Origin of the sequence: Curtobacterium sp. MCLR17_032 (assembly GCF_003234795.2) — a bacterium.
GTDB lineage: Bacteria > Actinomycetota > Actinomycetes > Actinomycetales > Microbacteriaceae > Curtobacterium.
On record NZ_CP126268.1, the window covers coordinates 1,080,004 to 1,094,139 of the forward strand.

Annotated in this window: 14 protein-coding genes; 8 read left to right on the top strand and 6 right to left on the bottom strand. The window is 71.9% G+C overall.

The features are described from left to right. Together DEI97_RS05120 and DEI97_RS05125 are read right to left on the bottom strand one after the other, a co-directional pair. Entirely contained in the window at positions 1 to 1,497 is a 1,497-nt protein-coding gene (locus tag DEI97_RS05120; protein ID WP_111075956.1) for an amidohydrolase, read from the bottom strand. Continuing rightward, positions 1,494 to 2,141: an FMN-binding negative transcriptional regulator gene (locus tag DEI97_RS05125; protein WP_111075957.1), complete on the bottom strand. Its 648-nt coding sequence runs from the start codon at positions 2,139 to 2,141 to the stop codon at positions 1,494 to 1,496. The genes DEI97_RS05120 and DEI97_RS05125 overlap by 4 nt, the downstream gene beginning before the upstream one ends. Positions 2,142 to 2,174: 33 nt before the next feature. Between DEI97_RS05125 and DEI97_RS05130 the strand changes: the two genes are divergently transcribed. Then, positions 2,175 to 3,581: a serine hydrolase domain-containing protein gene (locus DEI97_RS05130; protein WP_111075958.1), complete on the top strand. Its 1,407-nt coding sequence runs from the start codon at positions 2,175 to 2,177 to the stop codon at positions 3,579 to 3,581. A gap of 44 nt (positions 3,582 to 3,625) precedes the next feature. On the opposite strand, the gene DEI97_RS05135 is transcribed toward DEI97_RS05130, so the two are convergent. Next, complete coding sequence (locus tag DEI97_RS05135; RefSeq protein ID WP_111075959.1) at positions 3,626 to 4,285, bottom strand: hypothetical protein; 660 nt, start codon at positions 4,283 to 4,285, stop codon at positions 3,626 to 3,628. A 233-nt stretch (positions 4,286 to 4,518) separates the two neighbouring features. Here DEI97_RS05135 and DEI97_RS05140 point away from each other — a divergent pair, with 233 nt between their 5' ends. From DEI97_RS05140 to DEI97_RS05150, 3 genes are read left to right on the top strand one after another with little or no spacing between them, the layout of a single operon-like run. Next, on the top strand, positions 4,519 to 6,123 hold the full coding sequence (locus DEI97_RS05140; protein WP_111075960.1) for a sensor histidine kinase: 1,605 nt from the start codon (positions 4,519 to 4,521) through the stop codon (positions 6,121 to 6,123). A gap of 29 nt (positions 6,124 to 6,152) precedes the next feature. After that, the gene (locus tag DEI97_RS05145; RefSeq protein WP_111075961.1) at positions 6,153 to 6,830 is read left to right on the top strand and encodes a response regulator transcription factor; all 678 of its coding nucleotides are present in this window, start codon (positions 6,153 to 6,155) and stop codon (positions 6,828 to 6,830) included. Further along, complete coding sequence (locus tag DEI97_RS05150) at positions 6,827 to 7,678, top strand: EamA family transporter (RefSeq protein WP_111075962.1); 852 nt, start codon at positions 6,827 to 6,829, stop codon at positions 7,676 to 7,678. Before DEI97_RS05145 ends, DEI97_RS05150 begins: the two co-directional genes overlap by 4 nt. Before the next feature lie 51 nt (positions 7,679 to 7,729). Here DEI97_RS05150 and DEI97_RS05155 read toward each other — a convergent pair whose 3' ends face one another. The 3 genes from DEI97_RS05155 to DEI97_RS05165 form a co-directional block, all read right to left on the bottom strand. Further along, positions 7,730 to 7,882 carry a hypothetical protein gene (locus tag DEI97_RS05155; RefSeq protein WP_181439339.1) on the bottom strand — a complete coding sequence of 51 codons (153 nt, stop codon included), beginning with the start codon at positions 7,880 to 7,882 and terminating at the stop codon, positions 7,730 to 7,732. A gap of 108 nt (positions 7,883 to 7,990) precedes the next feature. Next, positions 7,991 to 8,362: a hypothetical protein gene (locus DEI97_RS05160; protein ID WP_146248227.1), complete on the bottom strand. Its 372-nt coding sequence runs from the start codon at positions 8,360 to 8,362 to the stop codon at positions 7,991 to 7,993. Between the two features lie 81 nt (positions 8,363 to 8,443). Next, positions 8,444 to 9,481 (bottom strand): LacI family DNA-binding transcriptional regulator, encoded by a 1,038-nt coding sequence (locus tag DEI97_RS05165; protein WP_111075964.1) that lies wholly within the window; start codon positions 9,479 to 9,481, stop codon positions 8,444 to 8,446. 102 nt (positions 9,482 to 9,583) lie between these two features. Here DEI97_RS05165 and DEI97_RS05170 point away from each other — a divergent pair, with 102 nt between their 5' ends. The 4 genes from DEI97_RS05170 to DEI97_RS05185 are packed head-to-tail and all read left to right on the top strand — an operon-like array spanning position 9,584 to position 14,124. Next, positions 9,584 to 10,879: an ABC transporter substrate-binding protein gene (locus DEI97_RS05170; RefSeq protein WP_111075965.1), complete on the top strand. Its 1,296-nt coding sequence runs from the start codon at positions 9,584 to 9,586 to the stop codon at positions 10,877 to 10,879. A gap of 37 nt (positions 10,880 to 10,916) precedes the next feature. Further along, positions 10,917 to 11,795 (top strand): carbohydrate ABC transporter permease, encoded by an 879-nt coding sequence (locus DEI97_RS05175; protein ID WP_110904020.1) that lies wholly within the window; start codon positions 10,917 to 10,919, stop codon positions 11,793 to 11,795. Continuing rightward, positions 11,792 to 12,760 carry a carbohydrate ABC transporter permease gene (locus DEI97_RS05180; protein WP_220039238.1) on the top strand — a complete coding sequence of 323 codons (969 nt, stop codon included), beginning with the start codon at positions 11,792 to 11,794 and terminating at the stop codon, positions 12,758 to 12,760. Before DEI97_RS05175 ends, DEI97_RS05180 begins: the two co-directional genes overlap by 4 nt. After that, positions 12,760 to 14,124, top strand: a complete 1,365-nt coding sequence (locus DEI97_RS05185) for a glycoside hydrolase 5 family protein (protein WP_111075966.1) — start codon at positions 12,760 to 12,762, stop codon at positions 14,122 to 14,124. Before DEI97_RS05180 ends, DEI97_RS05185 begins: the two co-directional genes overlap by 1 nt. Positions 14,125 to 14,136 lie beyond the last annotated feature (12 nt).

Sequence of the window (14,136 nt, forward strand, 5' to 3'; positions counted from 1 at the left end):
CTACAGCGCGCGGTGGGTCCAGCGGCCGGCGACGGCCGTGGCCAGGACCGGCATCGTGCGGAGCGCGGCCGACGTCGCCGTGAGCGGGTCGGACGGCACCAGGACCAGGTCGGCGACGTCACCGACGGCGACGCCGACGCGCCCGTCGGTGCTGCCCCGCCACGCGGCGAGCGCCGACATCCGCTGCTCCGGGTGCCACGGGCTGCGGCCGTCGCGGTCCCGCCCGACGGCGGCGGCGAGCGCCACCCACGGGTCGAGCGGCGCGACGGGGGCGTCCGAGCCGAGCTGCATCCGGGCTCCGGCGCGCTCGAGGGACGCGAACGGGAACGCCCGGTCGGTGCGGCCCGCCCAGTGGTGGTCGGCGATGTCGCGGTCGTCCATCGCGTGCTCGGGCTGCACCGAGGCGACGACCCCGAGCTGCGCGAACCGGGGGACGTCCTCGGGCAGCAGCAGTTGGGCGTGCTCGATCGTGCCGCGGGTGCCGACGGTCTCGAACGCGTCGAGGGCGAGCGTGACGGCGCGGTCGCCGATGGCGTGCACGGCGGGGACCAGTCCGGCGGCGACGGCACGGCGGAGGACGGGGACCAGGTCCTCGGGGGTCCAGGTGAGGAGCCCCGCGCCGTCCGAGGTGGCGGCGGTCCGGGTGCCGAGGGATCCGTCGGTGATCACCTTGAACGGCCCCATCGTCAGCAGCCCACGGGTGCCCGGGACGACGTCGCCGGTGCGGAGGCCGCGGGCCACCACGTCGTCCAGCTCGCCCGGGTAGACCCCGGAGGCGACGCGGATGCCGTCCGTGCCGGCGGCGATCCGGCGCGCCCACCGGTCGAGTCCGAAGACCATCTCGAGGTCGACGACCCCGGTCACCCCGCGCTGGGCGGCGGCGTCGACCGCTTCCTCGACGGCGGCGTCGAGCAGCTCGTCGGGGACGCGGGACAGTGCGCCGGTGACGTCGAACGCGTCCTGTTCGCGGAGGACGCCGTCCGCCCCGGCGGGCAGGGCACGGCCGAGCAGACCGGCGAAGTGCGCGAGGGCACGCGTGTTGCACCAGACGGCGTGCAGGTCCGCGGCCACGACGACGACCGGGAGGCCCGCGGCGGCTCGGTCGAGCAACTCGCGTCGTGCGGGTGCGGGCCAGAGCCCGTCCCGGTAGCCGTGACCGACGAGGACGTGGTCCGGCAGCGCGGTCTGGGCGGCGTCGGCGAGGCGGTCGGCGGTCTCCTCGGCGGAGGTGCAGTCCTGGACGTCGACACGCTGCCGCATGAGCGCCCACTGGTCGAAGTGCACGTGGTGGTCGCGGAGGCCGGGGCCGAGCCAGGCGCCGTCGGCCTCGACGACCTCGACGTCGAGCACGGTGCCGGGCGGGACGTCGGCGGCGCGCGGCACGTCGACCGTCCCGGCGGGCCCGATCGCGGCGATCCGCCCGTCGACGACGAGCACGTCGGCCGGGGCGCCGGACGTCCCCACCCGCCGGACGGTGCGGAGCAGGACGACCGTCACCGTGCCTCCCGCCCGTCGGCGTGGAGGTCCCCAGAGCGCACCCGCTCCATCTCGTCGGCCAGTGCCGGCGCCGCGTACGGCCCGTCGGCACGGAGGCCCGCGATCACCCGGTCGACGACCTCGGGTGCCTTGTTCTGGCTGAGCTTCGCACGCGCGTCGAACCGGGTGACCCGCAGTCGGATGCCGACGGTGCCGCGGGCGATGCGCCGGGCGGTGTCCTCGTCGACGTCGAGCGACACGGGGGACGGCATCGCCCGCTCGAAGTGGTCGACCAGGTCACCGAGGACCCGGAAGTTCTCGTCGTCGGACAGGATCTCCGGCGTGCCCCACAGGTGCGCGGTGGTGTGGTTCCAGGTCGGCACGAACTGTTCCGGCGGGTACCAGGCGGGGGAGACGTAGCCGTGCGGGCCCTGCACGACGACCAGGACCTCGTGCTGCCCGAGCTCGTGCGCGACCTCGTCCGGACGGCCGACGTGGGAGACCAGGAGGAGTTCGTCGTCGGCGCTCGGTTCGAGCAGGAACGGGTAGTGCGACGCCACCAGCCCCGCGGCCGTGTGCGACACGATCGTCGCCCAGGGGTTCCCGTCGATGAGCCGTCGGACCTCGTCGACCTCGGTCATCAGGAAGGAGGGTGTGTGCCGCATGCGACGAGCGTGGCACATGCCAGGCTGTCCGGCATGGAGAAGCGCGCTGCCTACGAGTCCGTCCTGCCCTACGTCCGCGAGTGGATCGCCTACAAGGTGTGGCAGCTGCGGTTGCCGGGCGTGCAGGTCGCCGTCGGGTTCGAGGGCCAGGAGCTCTTCGCCGACGCGTTCGGGTACGCGGACGTCGAGGCCGGCCGTCGGCTGACGAACGCCGACCTGTTCCGGATCGCCTCGCACTCGAAGACCTTCACGGCCACCGCTCTGCTCCAGCTTGCCGACCAGGGTGCCCTGCGCCTCGACGACACCGTCGGCACGTTCGTTCCCGCCCTGGTCGAGGCCGCTTCGCCGATCGCCGACGCCACGGTCCGTGAACTCATGGAGATGGGCGCCGGCGTCGTCCGCGACGGGGCCGACGGCGACCACTGGGCGCTGGCACACCCGTTCCCGGACGCCGACGAACTGATCGCCCTCGTCGTCGCGGGTGGCGCGAAGGTGCCCGTCGGCTCGGCGTTCAACTACTCGAACCTGGGCTACGGCCTGCTCGGCCTGGTCATCGAGGCGGTCACCGGCACCAGCTACGCCGACCACGTCCGCACGGCGATCGCCGAGCCGCTCGGCCTCACCGGCACCGGCGCCGAGTTCGACCCGGCGCGCGAGGACGAGTACGTCGTCGGCTACACCGGCCTGCACACCGCCCGCACCCGGCAGCGTGTCCCGCACGTGACGACCGGGGCGCTCGCCGCGGCCACCGGGTTCCACGGCACCGCCTCGGACCTGGTCCGGTACTTCTCCGCACACGTTCCCGGCCGAGGCTCGCTGCTCTCCGACCACGCCAAGCGCCTGGCCCAGCGGAAGGCGTGGAGCGCCCTGGACAGCGACCCCGCCGCACGCGGCTACGGCGCCGGGTTCGTCGTCGACCGGATCAACGGCCGGGAGGTCCGTGGCCACTCCGGCGGGTTCCCCGGGCAGATCACGCAGTCCGTCTTCGACCCCGCGTCCTCGCTGGTCGTGTCGGTGCTGACGAGCAGCGCCACGGGTCCGGCGACGATGCTGGCGTACGGCATCGTGCACCTGCTCGACGCCGCCGCGGACGAGCACGCCCCCGGCACACCGGTGACGGCCGACGTCGACACCGACCGCTACACCGGACGCTTCACCACGTTCGAGGGCATCACCGACATCGCCCGCGTCGGGGACCGGCTGCTGGCGATCGACCCGACGCAGCCCGTGCCGACCGAGTCGCCGGTGCGCCTGGACGTCGTCGACGCCGACACGCTGCGGATGGCGTCGGGGAACCGGTTCGGGTCGATCGACGAGGACATCGTGTTCACCCGTGACGACTCCGGTGCGATCGTGTCGGTCCGGGGCGACAGCGGCATGACGCAGCGCCCGTGGTCGGTGCCGGCGGAGTCACCCGAGGTCGCCGCGGCGCTCGTCTGAGCCCCGGGTCCACCGGTCTGCCGGAGTGGGCGGGGTGGTCGGCGTCAGCGGACGTCGGCCGTCTCCCACAGCCGTCGGGCACCGTCGCGGACCGGGCGGACCAGCGGCGGCACGAACACCAGCACGGCGCCGACGAACGCCACGAACTGGCCGGCCTGCGGGATCGCGAACAGCCCGGTGAGCGCGTCCTGCGGCGGGATCCAGAGCGTGAAGAGGACCGGTTCGACGACCGTCCACGCGAGCCACACGCCGGCACCGACGAGCACGGCCCAGGCAGCCACGCGGTGCACCCGCCCGCCAGCCGGACCCGTGCTGGTGGTGCTGGTGCCAGCTCCGGCTGCGGTGTCGGCCCTGGTGCGCAGCACGAGCAGGACCCCGAAGACGAAGAGCAGCGCCCGAGCCGCGATGAACAGCACGGTGCCCACGGGCCACGCGCTGCTGGGCACGAACCCGGCGAGCGACCAGGTGAGCACGGCGAGGGCGAACCCGAGTAGGACGCGGTCCTGACCGCGGAGGGCCCGGACCGCCACCAGGGCGGCGGCGACGATGCCGACGGCCAGCACGGTCCGGAAGCCGAGCACGTACCGGTCCTCCTGCAGGTCGAGGGCGAACTGCAGCCAGTCGGACACGACGGCGAGCGCCGGGACGAGTGCGGCGACGACCGCGGCGAGTGCCGTCAGTCGGTCGCGTGTGGTGTCGTGCATGGTTCCCCCTCGAACTGTCCTGCCCTCGAACTGTCCTGCGTCGTGCTGTCCCCGGTGCGGTGCGGTGCGGTGCGGTGCGGTGCGTGCGGTCCGGTGTCGGAACTCTACACATCACCGGTCGCCGCGGCCAGAGCCGTTCTCGGGCTGTGGAGAACGGGGGTAGGGACAACCCCACCACGGGTCCGGGAGGCGGCAGGATGGGACCGGGCCCGCTCCTGGGCGAGGCTCGATGCATGACCGACACCGACCGGCTCGACCTGGCTCGCACCGTCCCCCTGGACGACGCCGTGCCCTCGCCCGACCATGCCGAGACCGTCCCGCTCGACACCACGACACCGGAAGCGACCATCCCGATGCCCTCCGCCCCTGCACCCGGTCCTGGCGGGCCTCCCGGCGGCTGGGACGCGACCCCGCCCGTGACACTGGCCCCGCCGTCGAAGCCGACCGGGTCGACGCCCGGCGGGCGCGGTCCGGACGCCCCGATCCGCTCCGGCAGCGGAGGCAACGGTGGCAGTGGTGGCCGGGCGAGCGCCGGTGCCTTCTACCGAGAGGCCTGGCGTCGGTCGCCGCGGGACTTCGGCTACATGGCCCTCACCGCGGTGCTCCTCTGCACCCTGTACTTCGCGTTCCCCGCGATCCTGGGCATCGGTGACCTCGGCTCCCGTGACGTGTTCAACCCGTTCACCCTGCTGCTGTTCTTCGTGGCGCTGTTCGTCGCCCGGTGGCTCGGCCAGTTCGAGAAGCTCCGGATGAGCTGGGCCGACCCACGGCCGATCCGCCCGGTGGACTGGACGCCGAAGTGGCAGCAGAACTGGTGGACGCGCACCGGTTCGGCCGTCGCGAACCCGCACTACTGGCTGTACCTGCTGCACGCGGTCGTCGTCTACCCGCTCGCCGCCGTCGTGACCGTCGGTGCGGGGCTGCTGCTGGCCGTCGGGTTCCTCTGGCCGGTCGTCGTCGTCCTGGCCTACGTCATCGGCGGTCGCTACCTGCTCGACCCGAACGACATCGGCTCCGGTGCGGGCGTGCTCTTCCTCGCCCTGCTGTCGATGGCGGCGAGCGTCGTCCTCTTCCCGCTCTGGCTGCGCGGCTCGGTGCTCGCGCACTACTGGATCGATCACGGTCTGCTCGGCGGCTTCCGGGCCGAGGTGCTCGAGGAGCGTGTGGCGGGCCTCCAGGCGTCCCGGGCCGGTGCGGTGACGGCCGAGGGGCAGGCGCTCCGGCAGATCGAGCGCGACCTGCACGACGGACCGCAGCAGCGACTCGTCCGACTGCGGATGGACCTGGCCGCGGCCGAGCGGTCGTTCGAGAAGGACCCGGAGCGGGCCAAGCGACTGATCGGCGAGGCCTCGGGGCACGCGCAGGACGCGCTCGACGAACTCCGGGCGCTGTCCCGCGGGTTCGCGCCGCCGATCCTGCTCGACCGTGGGCTGGTCGCCGCACTCGAGGCGCTGTGCTCCCGCTCGCCGATCCCGGTCGGACTCGACATCCGCCTGCCTGACGGGCTGGAGCTCGCGACCGAGATCCAGCGGAACGTGTACTTCACGGTGAGCGAGCTGCTGACGAACACCGCGAAGCACGCCGGTGCCTCGGTGGCCGGGGTGTACCTCGGGCTGCTCGTCGACACCGCCGGCACCTGGTTCCTGACGGTCAGCGTCACGGACGACGGCCGCGGCGGAGCGACTGCACGCGAGGGGCACGGCATCGAGGGCCTGATGGGCCGGATGCGGGCCCTGGACGGCGAGCTGACCGTGTCCAGCCCGCTCGGCGGACCGACCGAGGCGACCGCGCGGATCCCGCTCGGCGCCCTGAACGGCGTGCCCACCCCGCGCACGTGAGCGGACCACGTCGCCGCTAGGCTGACCGCATGACCGACGGCCCGGATGCAGCACGCATCCGGGCCGTCCGCATCCGGGCCGTCGTCGTCGACGACGCCGTCCTGCTCCGCGAAGGCCTGGCCCGCGTGCTCGACGAGGCGGGCATCGACGTCGTCGGCCAGTTCGGCGACCCGGCCTCGTTCCTCGCGGCCCTGCCCACGCTGACACCGGACGTCGTCGTGATGGACGTCCGGATGCCGCCGACCTTCACCGACGAAGGCGTCCGCGCCGCCGTCGAGGCCCGGCGCATCGCACCCCGGACCGGCATCCTGCTGCTCTCGCAGTACGTCGAAGCCGCCTACGCCGAGGACGTCCTGGCCGCCGGCAGCGCCGGCATCGGCTACCTGCTCAAGGACCGCGTCACCCGGCTCGACGAGATCGACGACGCGGTCCGCCGGGTCGCCTCGGGAGGCACGGTGCTGGACCCCGAGGTCGTCACCCAGTTGATGAGTCGCCGCCGTGACCCCCTGGCGGCGCTGACACCCCGCGAGCGCGAGGTGCTCGGCCTGATGGCGGAGGGCCGCACCAACGCCGCCATCGCGCGGGCACTCGTGATCGGCACCGGTGCGGTCGAGAAGCACGTCACGAGCATCTTCGGCAAGCTCGCGCTCGAGGACACCGGTGAGGACCACCGCCGTGTCCTGGCGGTCCTGGCCTACCTCGGATGAACCGGGTCCCCGCACCGCTGCTGGCCCTCACCGCGATGCTGTCCGTGCAGATCGGCGCCGCGGTCGCGAAGACCCGCTTCGACGAGGTCGGCTCGGTCGGGGCCGCCACACTCCGGCTCGTCATCGGTGCGGTCGTCCTGGCGCTCGTCGTCCGCCCGCGCGTCCGACACTGGACGCGTGCCCAGTGGCTCGCTGCGGTCCTGCTCGGTCTCGCCCTCGGTGGCATGAACCTGTTCATCTACGTGGCCTTCGCGACGATCCCGATCGGCGTCGCCGTGACGATCGAGTTCCTCGGCCCGCTGACCCTGTCCCTCGCCCACACCCGGCGCTGGCGCGACGCGGTCTGGGCGGTACTGGCGCTCGCCGGCGTGGTGCTGCTCGGCGTCGGACCGTCCGCGATCGGTGACGTCGGGGGAGTCCTGGCCGCCGTCCTCGCCGCCGGGTGCTGGGCCGCCTACATCGTGATGAACCGCCGGGTCGGCGCGGCGATCCCCGGCATCGACGGGCTGGCGGTGTCGATGCTCGTCGCGATGGTGGTGGCGCTGCCGTTCGGACTGCGGTCAGCCGTCGCCGGGGTCGCCGGTGACCCGACGCTGCTCGTCGTGTTCGCCGTCGTCGGACTGCTGTCGAGCGTGCTGCCCTACGCCCTCGAGATGTCCGCGCTCCGCCGGATGCCGACGCGGGTGTTCGGCGTGCTGCAGAGCCTCGGCCCGGCGATCGCGGCGCTCGCCGGCCTGGTGGTCCTGCGGGAGGCCCTGTCGGTGCTCGAGGTCGTCGCCCTGGTCTGTGTCACCGCGGCGAGCGCCGGGGTCACGCTGACGGCACGACGAGGCGTCGCGGCGGTCTGACGGGGCATCGCGTCGACCTGACCGGGCGTCGCGGTACCGGTGACTCGGCGCCTACTCGGCGCGGAGGAAGTCCGCGTACGTGGGCTCCGCCTGCACGCCGGACAGCAGCGACGGGTCGTTGACCCGGCGGTCGACGTAGGCGGCGATGACCTCGGGCGGGGTGAGCACGTGGGCGACCCAGGAGGGCACGTCGGTCTTCTTCACGGCGCCTCCTTCCTGCGGTCCGACCGGATGTCTCGATGATCGAGTAGTTCCACGAACCGGCGTGTCACGAACGATCCTCGTCGGCGGTCGGGAAGTCAACGCAGTGCGTCATGCGGACTCCGGAGAACGCGATCGCACGGGCCGTGGGTCGGACCGGCTGCCGTTCGTGGGCGCGTGCCCGGTCCGGGGATCGACCGGGCGCAGGGTGCGGTGCTTGACCGCCGAGCGCCAGATCCACGCGTCCGCCTGCTGCCCGAACTGCGCCCACTCGACCAGGACGGCGTCGCGGGTCCAGCTGCGGGCGAAGGCCTTCACGCGGACGTGGAAGGTCGGGAACTGCACCCACGCCCAGACCGGGATCGGGGTGACCGCGTGGCAGACGTCGCCACCCCGGGCCTCCTCCGACAGGGTGAAGGCGCTCGGGCGTTCCACCTCCGGGTGTTCCGGGGGCTGCCACCGGTTCTCGCGACGCCTTCCCACCGTCGTATTCGAACATGTGTTCGAACGCGGCATCAAGTCCCGCCTGCGCTCCGGCGTGTCCGGGACGACCCGGCGACCAGATCAGGGGGTGCTGCGTGCGGTGGACTCGCGGACGCTCAGGGTCAGTTCGGGGCCCGGGCGCGACGGCAGGGGAGCGTCGGACTCGATCTGCTCCCGGAGCAGGACGGCGGCCCGCTGCCCGAGCTCGACGGTGTCACGCGTCAGCGAGGTGATCGCGGGTCGGACGAGCCGGATCATCGCCGAGTCGTCGAACGACACGATCGAGACGTCCTGCGGCACCCGCACGCCCATCTCGCTGGCGACGCCGAGCCCGGCGACGGCGAGCACGTCGTTGTCGAACACGATCGCGGTCGGTCGGGTCGCCGCCGAGAGCAGGCGTCGGGTGGCTGCGGCGCCGGCTTCGGCGGAGTAGTCGGTCGGCACGGACTCGGTCCGGTCGTCGGGGTCGTCGCCCGCGTCGGCGAACGCCCGCACCCGGTCGATCCGCAGAGCGGTGTGCTCGAACTCGGGTGGCCCGGATACGTGCGCGATCCGCCGGTGTCCGAGGGCACGCAGGTAGCGCAGGACCGTGTCGGTGGCGTCGGAGTCGTCGATCCAGACGCTCGGGGCCGCGCCGGCGGGCGAGGGGTGGGAGCCGACGACGACCGACGGCATGCCGAGTTCGGCGAGCAGGCGCAGCCGGTCGTCGTCCCGTCGCGGGTCGATCACGATCACGCCGTCGACACGGTGTCCGCGCCACCAGTCGCGGTAGGTCTCGAGTTCTTCCTCGGCATCACGGGCGACGAGCAGCGTCATGCCGATGTGGGTGCCGGTCAGACCGAGCTGGATGCCGGAGATCAGGTCGCCGAAGAACGACTCGGTGCCCAGGGTGCGGGCCGGCCGGTTGAGGACGAAGCCGATCGACCCGGCCTTCGCGCCGCCCAGGGCCCGCGCGGCGGTGTGCGGCTGCCAGTCGAGGTCCCGGGCCACCTGGCGCACCCGTTCCCGTGTCGCCTCGGAGACGCCAGGGCGCCCGTTCAGTGCGAACGAGACGGCGCTGATGGACACGCCAGCCCGGGCTGCGATGTCCGCGATCGTCGTTCGACGTCCTGTGGCCACGGGGTTGACTATAGCGCTTTAGTCAGGCATCGTCGCCGTCACGCAGGGGTTCGGCGCACATCGCTGAACCGGTTCAGCAGCTCGACGAAGGAGTCAGCAACGATGAGAAGCACCCACCGCACCACGTCGGGCCGAGTGGCCGCGATCCTGGCAGGCGCCGCAGCGACCGCCCTCGTCCTCACCGGCTGCTCGAGCGGCGGCACCGCCAGCACCGGCGGCGGTGACGGGAAGGTCAGCGGGTCGATCACCCTGCAGACCTGGGCCCTCACGCCGACCTACACGGACTACCTCAACGGGGTCGTGAAGGCGTTCGAGAAGAAGTACCCGGACGCGCAGGTCAAGCTCGTCGACCAGCCCGGCGACGGGTACGCCGACAAGGTGCTCAGCCAGGCCTCGTCGAACTCGTTGCCCGACGTCATCAACCTGCCGCCGGACATCGCCCTGCCCCTCGCCAAGCGCGGGTTCCTGCAGGACGTCGCGAAGGACGACACCACACTCTCGAGCACCTACGTGAAGGGCTCGCTCACCGCTTACAACTACAAGGGCGTCGACGGCACCTTCGGCTACCCCTGGTACCTCAACACCGACATCGACTACTGGAACAAGACGATGTTCACGAAGTGCGGTCTCGACCCGGCCAGCCCGCCGAAGACCACCGACGAGCTGTTCTCGCAGGCCGAGACCATGCACCAGAAGTGCCCGGACGACTACCTGATGAGCCGCAAGCCCGGCCTGAGCGACTTCTCGCTCGCCGGCGTCAAGATCCTCAACGCCGACGGCACGAAGTTCACCTTCGCGAACTCGTCGAAGGCCGCCGACCTCATCACGAAGTACGCGAAGGCCTACAAGGAGGGCCTGATGCCGTCGTCGGTCCTCAACACCGACTACCTCGGCAACTCCACTCTGTTCACCCAGGGCAAGGTCGCCTGGACCACCGGTGGCGCGACCGCGATCAGCGACTTCGAGAAGAACAACCCGTCGCTCAAGGGCAACATCATCGTCTCCCCGGCGCTGGACAACCCGCCGCTCTACGTCCAGGGCCTCAGCGTCTCGGCGAAGAGCAAGCACATCGCCACCGCCGAAGCGCTTGCCAAGTTCATGACGAACGCGGAGAACCAGGAGGCGTTCGCGCACCTGGTGAACATCTTCCCCTCGACGAAGTCGTCGCAGTCCGACCCGTTCTTCTCGAAGGACGACGGCACCGTGCAGGCCAAGGCGCGTGTGCTCGCGAACGAGGCGCTGAAGACCGCGAAGAACCTCAACCCGGTCGAGGCCAACTCGGCCATGACCGACTTCCTCGACCAGCAGATCGCGCTGGCGATGAAGGGCGGCGTGAGCCCCGAGAAGGCGCTGCAGACCGCCCAGGACAAGATGAACACCCTGCTCGCCAACGGCTGATCCAGCCCCGTCACGTCAAGGAAGAGGGAGGATCGTCATGCGTGCGAACCGCTGGTTCACGCCCTGGCTGCTGGTGCTGCCCGCACTGGTCTGGCTGCTCGCGTTCAGTCTCTGGCCGTCGATCAACACCGTGCGGCTGTCGTTCACGAACGCCAGCCCACTCGGCGGGGTCAGCGCCTGGGTCGGGACGGCGAACTTCCGGACCCTGCTCGCGGACCCGCAGGTGTGGGAGGCGCTGCTCAACAGCGTCATCTACATGGCGGTGTGCCTGCCGCTGCTGACGGTCCTCCCGCTCCTGATGGCGGTGCTCGTCCAGCACAAGATGCCCGGCATCGCGTTCTTCCGCACCGCGTACTACACGCCGGTGATCGCGAGCGCGGTCGTCGTCGGGCTGATCTGGAACTGGATCCTCGACGACCGTGGCGTCGTCAACGAGATGGCCCAGTCGCTCGGCATCGTGCAGGGGGCGATCCCGTTCCTCACCGACCGGTGGCTCCTGCTGTTCAGCGCCATCAGCCTGACCGTGTGGAAGGGCCTCGGCTACTACATGATCATCTTCCTGGCGGCCCTCGGGAACGTCGGCAAGGACCTGCACGAGGCCGCCGCCCTCGACGGCGCCGGCTCGGTCCGACGCTTCTGGTCGGTCACCATGCCCGGCGTCCGCGGCACGATGACCCTCGTCGGCATCCTGGTCTGCGTCTCCGCACTCCGGGTGTTCAGCGAGCTCTACATCCTGACGAACGGGACGGGTGGCCCCGGCGGCCAGGACAACTCCCTCGTCATGCTCATCCAGCAGTACGCCCGCGGCTTCACCGGCAACCTCGGCTACGCGTCCGCCCTGAGCCTCCTGCTCTTCGCCGTGACGCTCATCCCGATGCTCGCCCTCGCCCGGATGAACAGCAAGGCGGACAAGTGACGAACACGACCGACACCAGCGAACCCGTCATCGGCGGCAACGCCGGCCTGGCCGCACCGACGCCCGACGTGGCCGGCGCGACGGGCGGGAGGGGAGCCTCCAGGCCGCCCGGCAAGCGGCGCCGCCGCGCCGTGTGGGGCGTGATGTCCACCCGCGAGAAGGTGGTCCGCTACGTCCTGCTCGTCGTCGTGCTGTTCATCACGATCGGCCCGTTCGTCTGGCAGCTCTCGACGTCGCTCAAGGGCACCGGCGAGGACATCTACACCGCGAACCCGTCGTTCATCCCGTCGCAGCCGACGATCGGCAACTACCTGCGGGTGGCCGACGCGATCCCGGTCTTCGGGTACATCGGCAACTCGCTCATCGTCGCCGCGATCGACGTGCTCGGGAACATCGTCTTCGCGACCCTCGCCGGCTTCGCCCTGGCACGGCTGCAGTGGCGGTTCCGCAAGCTCGTCCTCGGCCTGTTCCTCGCCACCCTGGTGCTGCCCGGCGAGGCGACGATCATCTCCCAGTTCGTCACCGTCAAGGACCTCGGCCTCGCCGACTCCCTGGTCGGGGTCGCGCTGCCCGGCATGATCGCGGCGCTCAACGTGCTGCTCATGTTCAACGCGTTCCGGCAGGTGCCCGAGGAGATCGACCAGGCCGCCGTGATGGACGGCGCGAACGCCCTGCAGCGGCTCCGGTACATCTCGTTCCCGGCCGTGCAGGGGACCATCGCCGTCATCGCGATCTTCTCGTTCATCGGCGCCTGGGACGACTTCCTCTGGCCGCTCATCGTCCTGCAGTCGCCGGACAAGCTCACCCTGACCGTCGGCCTGCAGTACCTGCAGGGCACGTTCGCCACCGACCAGCGGATGATCGCCGCCGGCACGATGATCGCCTTCATCCCGATCGCGGTGATCTTCGCGCTCCTGCAGCGCTTCTTCTTCAAGGGCGTGGAAGAGGGCGGGGTGAAGGGCTGATGCGCTTCGGCGTCAACCACACCCCGTCGAACGGGTGGTTCCACTCGTGGCTGGACTTCTCACCCTCGGACACCGCGCGGGACCTCGAGGCCATCGCCGGCCTCGGCGCCGACCACGTGCGGATCTTCCCGCTCTGGCCGGTCGTGCAGCCGAACCGGACGCTGATCCGGCCCGCGGCGCTGCAGGACATCGCCACCGTCGTCGACATCGCCGGCTCGTTCGGACTCGACGTCAACGTCGACGCGCTGCAGGGGCACCTGTCGAGCTTCGACTTCGTGCCGTCGTGGCTGGACAGCTGGCACCGCCGGAACATGTTCACCGACCCCGACGTCGTCGCGTCGACCGCCGACTACGTCCGGGCGCTCGCCGACGCGGTGGCCGACCGGCCGAACCTGCTCGGGGTCACCATCGGCAACGAGGTGAACCAGTTCGCGCACGCCCCGCACCCGGCACCGTTCCCGACGACGCCGGCCCAGGGGCACGCGTGGGCCGGGGCGATGGTCGACGCGGCACGCGCGGGGCTGGTCAGCAGCACCGGCGCCGCTGCGTCCGGCACCGGCCGGGAGGCCCGTGGCACGTCCGCCCCGCCGCCCCGGCGACCGCTGGTCACCCTGGCCCAGTACGACGCCGCCTGGTACGACGACGCTCAGCCGTTCGGCCCCGAGCACGCCGCCGAGCACGGCGACGCCACCGTCACGCACTCGTGGGTGTTCAACGGCGCCGCCCGCCTGCACGGAGCCATGGGCGCCGGGTCCGTCCGACACGGCGAGTACCTGCTCCAGCTCGCCGCCGCCTGGAACGACCGCGCCGACCGGCCGAACTGGTTGCAGGAGGTCGGCGCACCGACCAACGTGGTGGAGGTGGCCGACGCCCCGGACTTCACCGAGCAGACGATCCGGCACGCCCTCGACGTGCAGCACCTCGCCGGCATCACGTGGTGGTGCTCGCACGACGTGTCCCGGTCGCTCGCGGACTTCCCGGAGCTCGAGTACGACCTCGGGCTCCTGACGAACGACGGCCGGGTGAAGCCGACGGGGGAGCGGTTCCGCGAGATGGCGCTGGCGTTCGGCGACGGTCGCTCCGAGGCACCCACCCCGCCGTCGACCGCACTCGTGCTCGACGACGTCGCACCCGACGGAGCGCCGCGCTCCGGCACCCGCGCCGACTCGGCCCCCGGCGGCCGGTTCGCCGCCGCCTGGCTCAGCCTCGCCGAGCAGGACGGACGCGGCCCGCAGGTGGTCCTGCGCTCCCGCCTCGGCGACACCGCGCTGCTGGCCGCGCGCGGCATCCGCACCTGCGTCGACGTCCCCGCCGACACCACGACGACCACGCTGTCGGTCGCGCACCCCGCGACCATGCCCTGACCGAACCGCACG

What these genes read in the sequence shown, in the direction of transcription:
- DEI97_RS05185 (WP_111075966.1), top strand. Translation starts at nt 12,760, where the DNA reads ATGCGCTTCGGCGTCAACCACACCCCGTCGAACGGGTGGTTCCACTCG.
- DEI97_RS05145 (WP_111075961.1), top strand. Translation starts at nt 6,153, where the DNA reads ATGACCGACGGCCCGGATGCAGCACGCATCCGGGCCGTCCGCATCCGG.
- DEI97_RS05170 (WP_111075965.1), top strand. Translation starts at nt 9,584, where the DNA reads ATGAGAAGCACCCACCGCACCACGTCGGGCCGAGTGGCCGCGATCCTG.
- DEI97_RS05140 (WP_111075960.1), top strand. Translation starts at nt 4,519, where the DNA reads ATGACCGACACCGACCGGCTCGACCTGGCTCGCACCGTCCCCCTGGAC.
- DEI97_RS05135 (WP_111075959.1), bottom strand. Translation starts at nt 4,285, where the DNA reads ATGCACGACACCACACGCGACCGACTGACGGCACTCGCCGCGGTCGTC.
- DEI97_RS05130 (WP_111075958.1), top strand. Translation starts at nt 2,175, where the DNA reads ATGGAGAAGCGCGCTGCCTACGAGTCCGTCCTGCCCTACGTCCGCGAG.
- DEI97_RS05150 (WP_111075962.1), top strand. Translation starts at nt 6,827, where the DNA reads ATGAACCGGGTCCCCGCACCGCTGCTGGCCCTCACCGCGATGCTGTCC.
- DEI97_RS05125 (WP_111075957.1), bottom strand. Translation starts at nt 2,141, where the DNA reads ATGCGGCACACACCCTCCTTCCTGATGACCGAGGTCGACGAGGTCCGA.
- DEI97_RS05175 (WP_110904020.1), top strand. Translation starts at nt 10,917, where the DNA reads ATGCGTGCGAACCGCTGGTTCACGCCCTGGCTGCTGGTGCTGCCCGCA.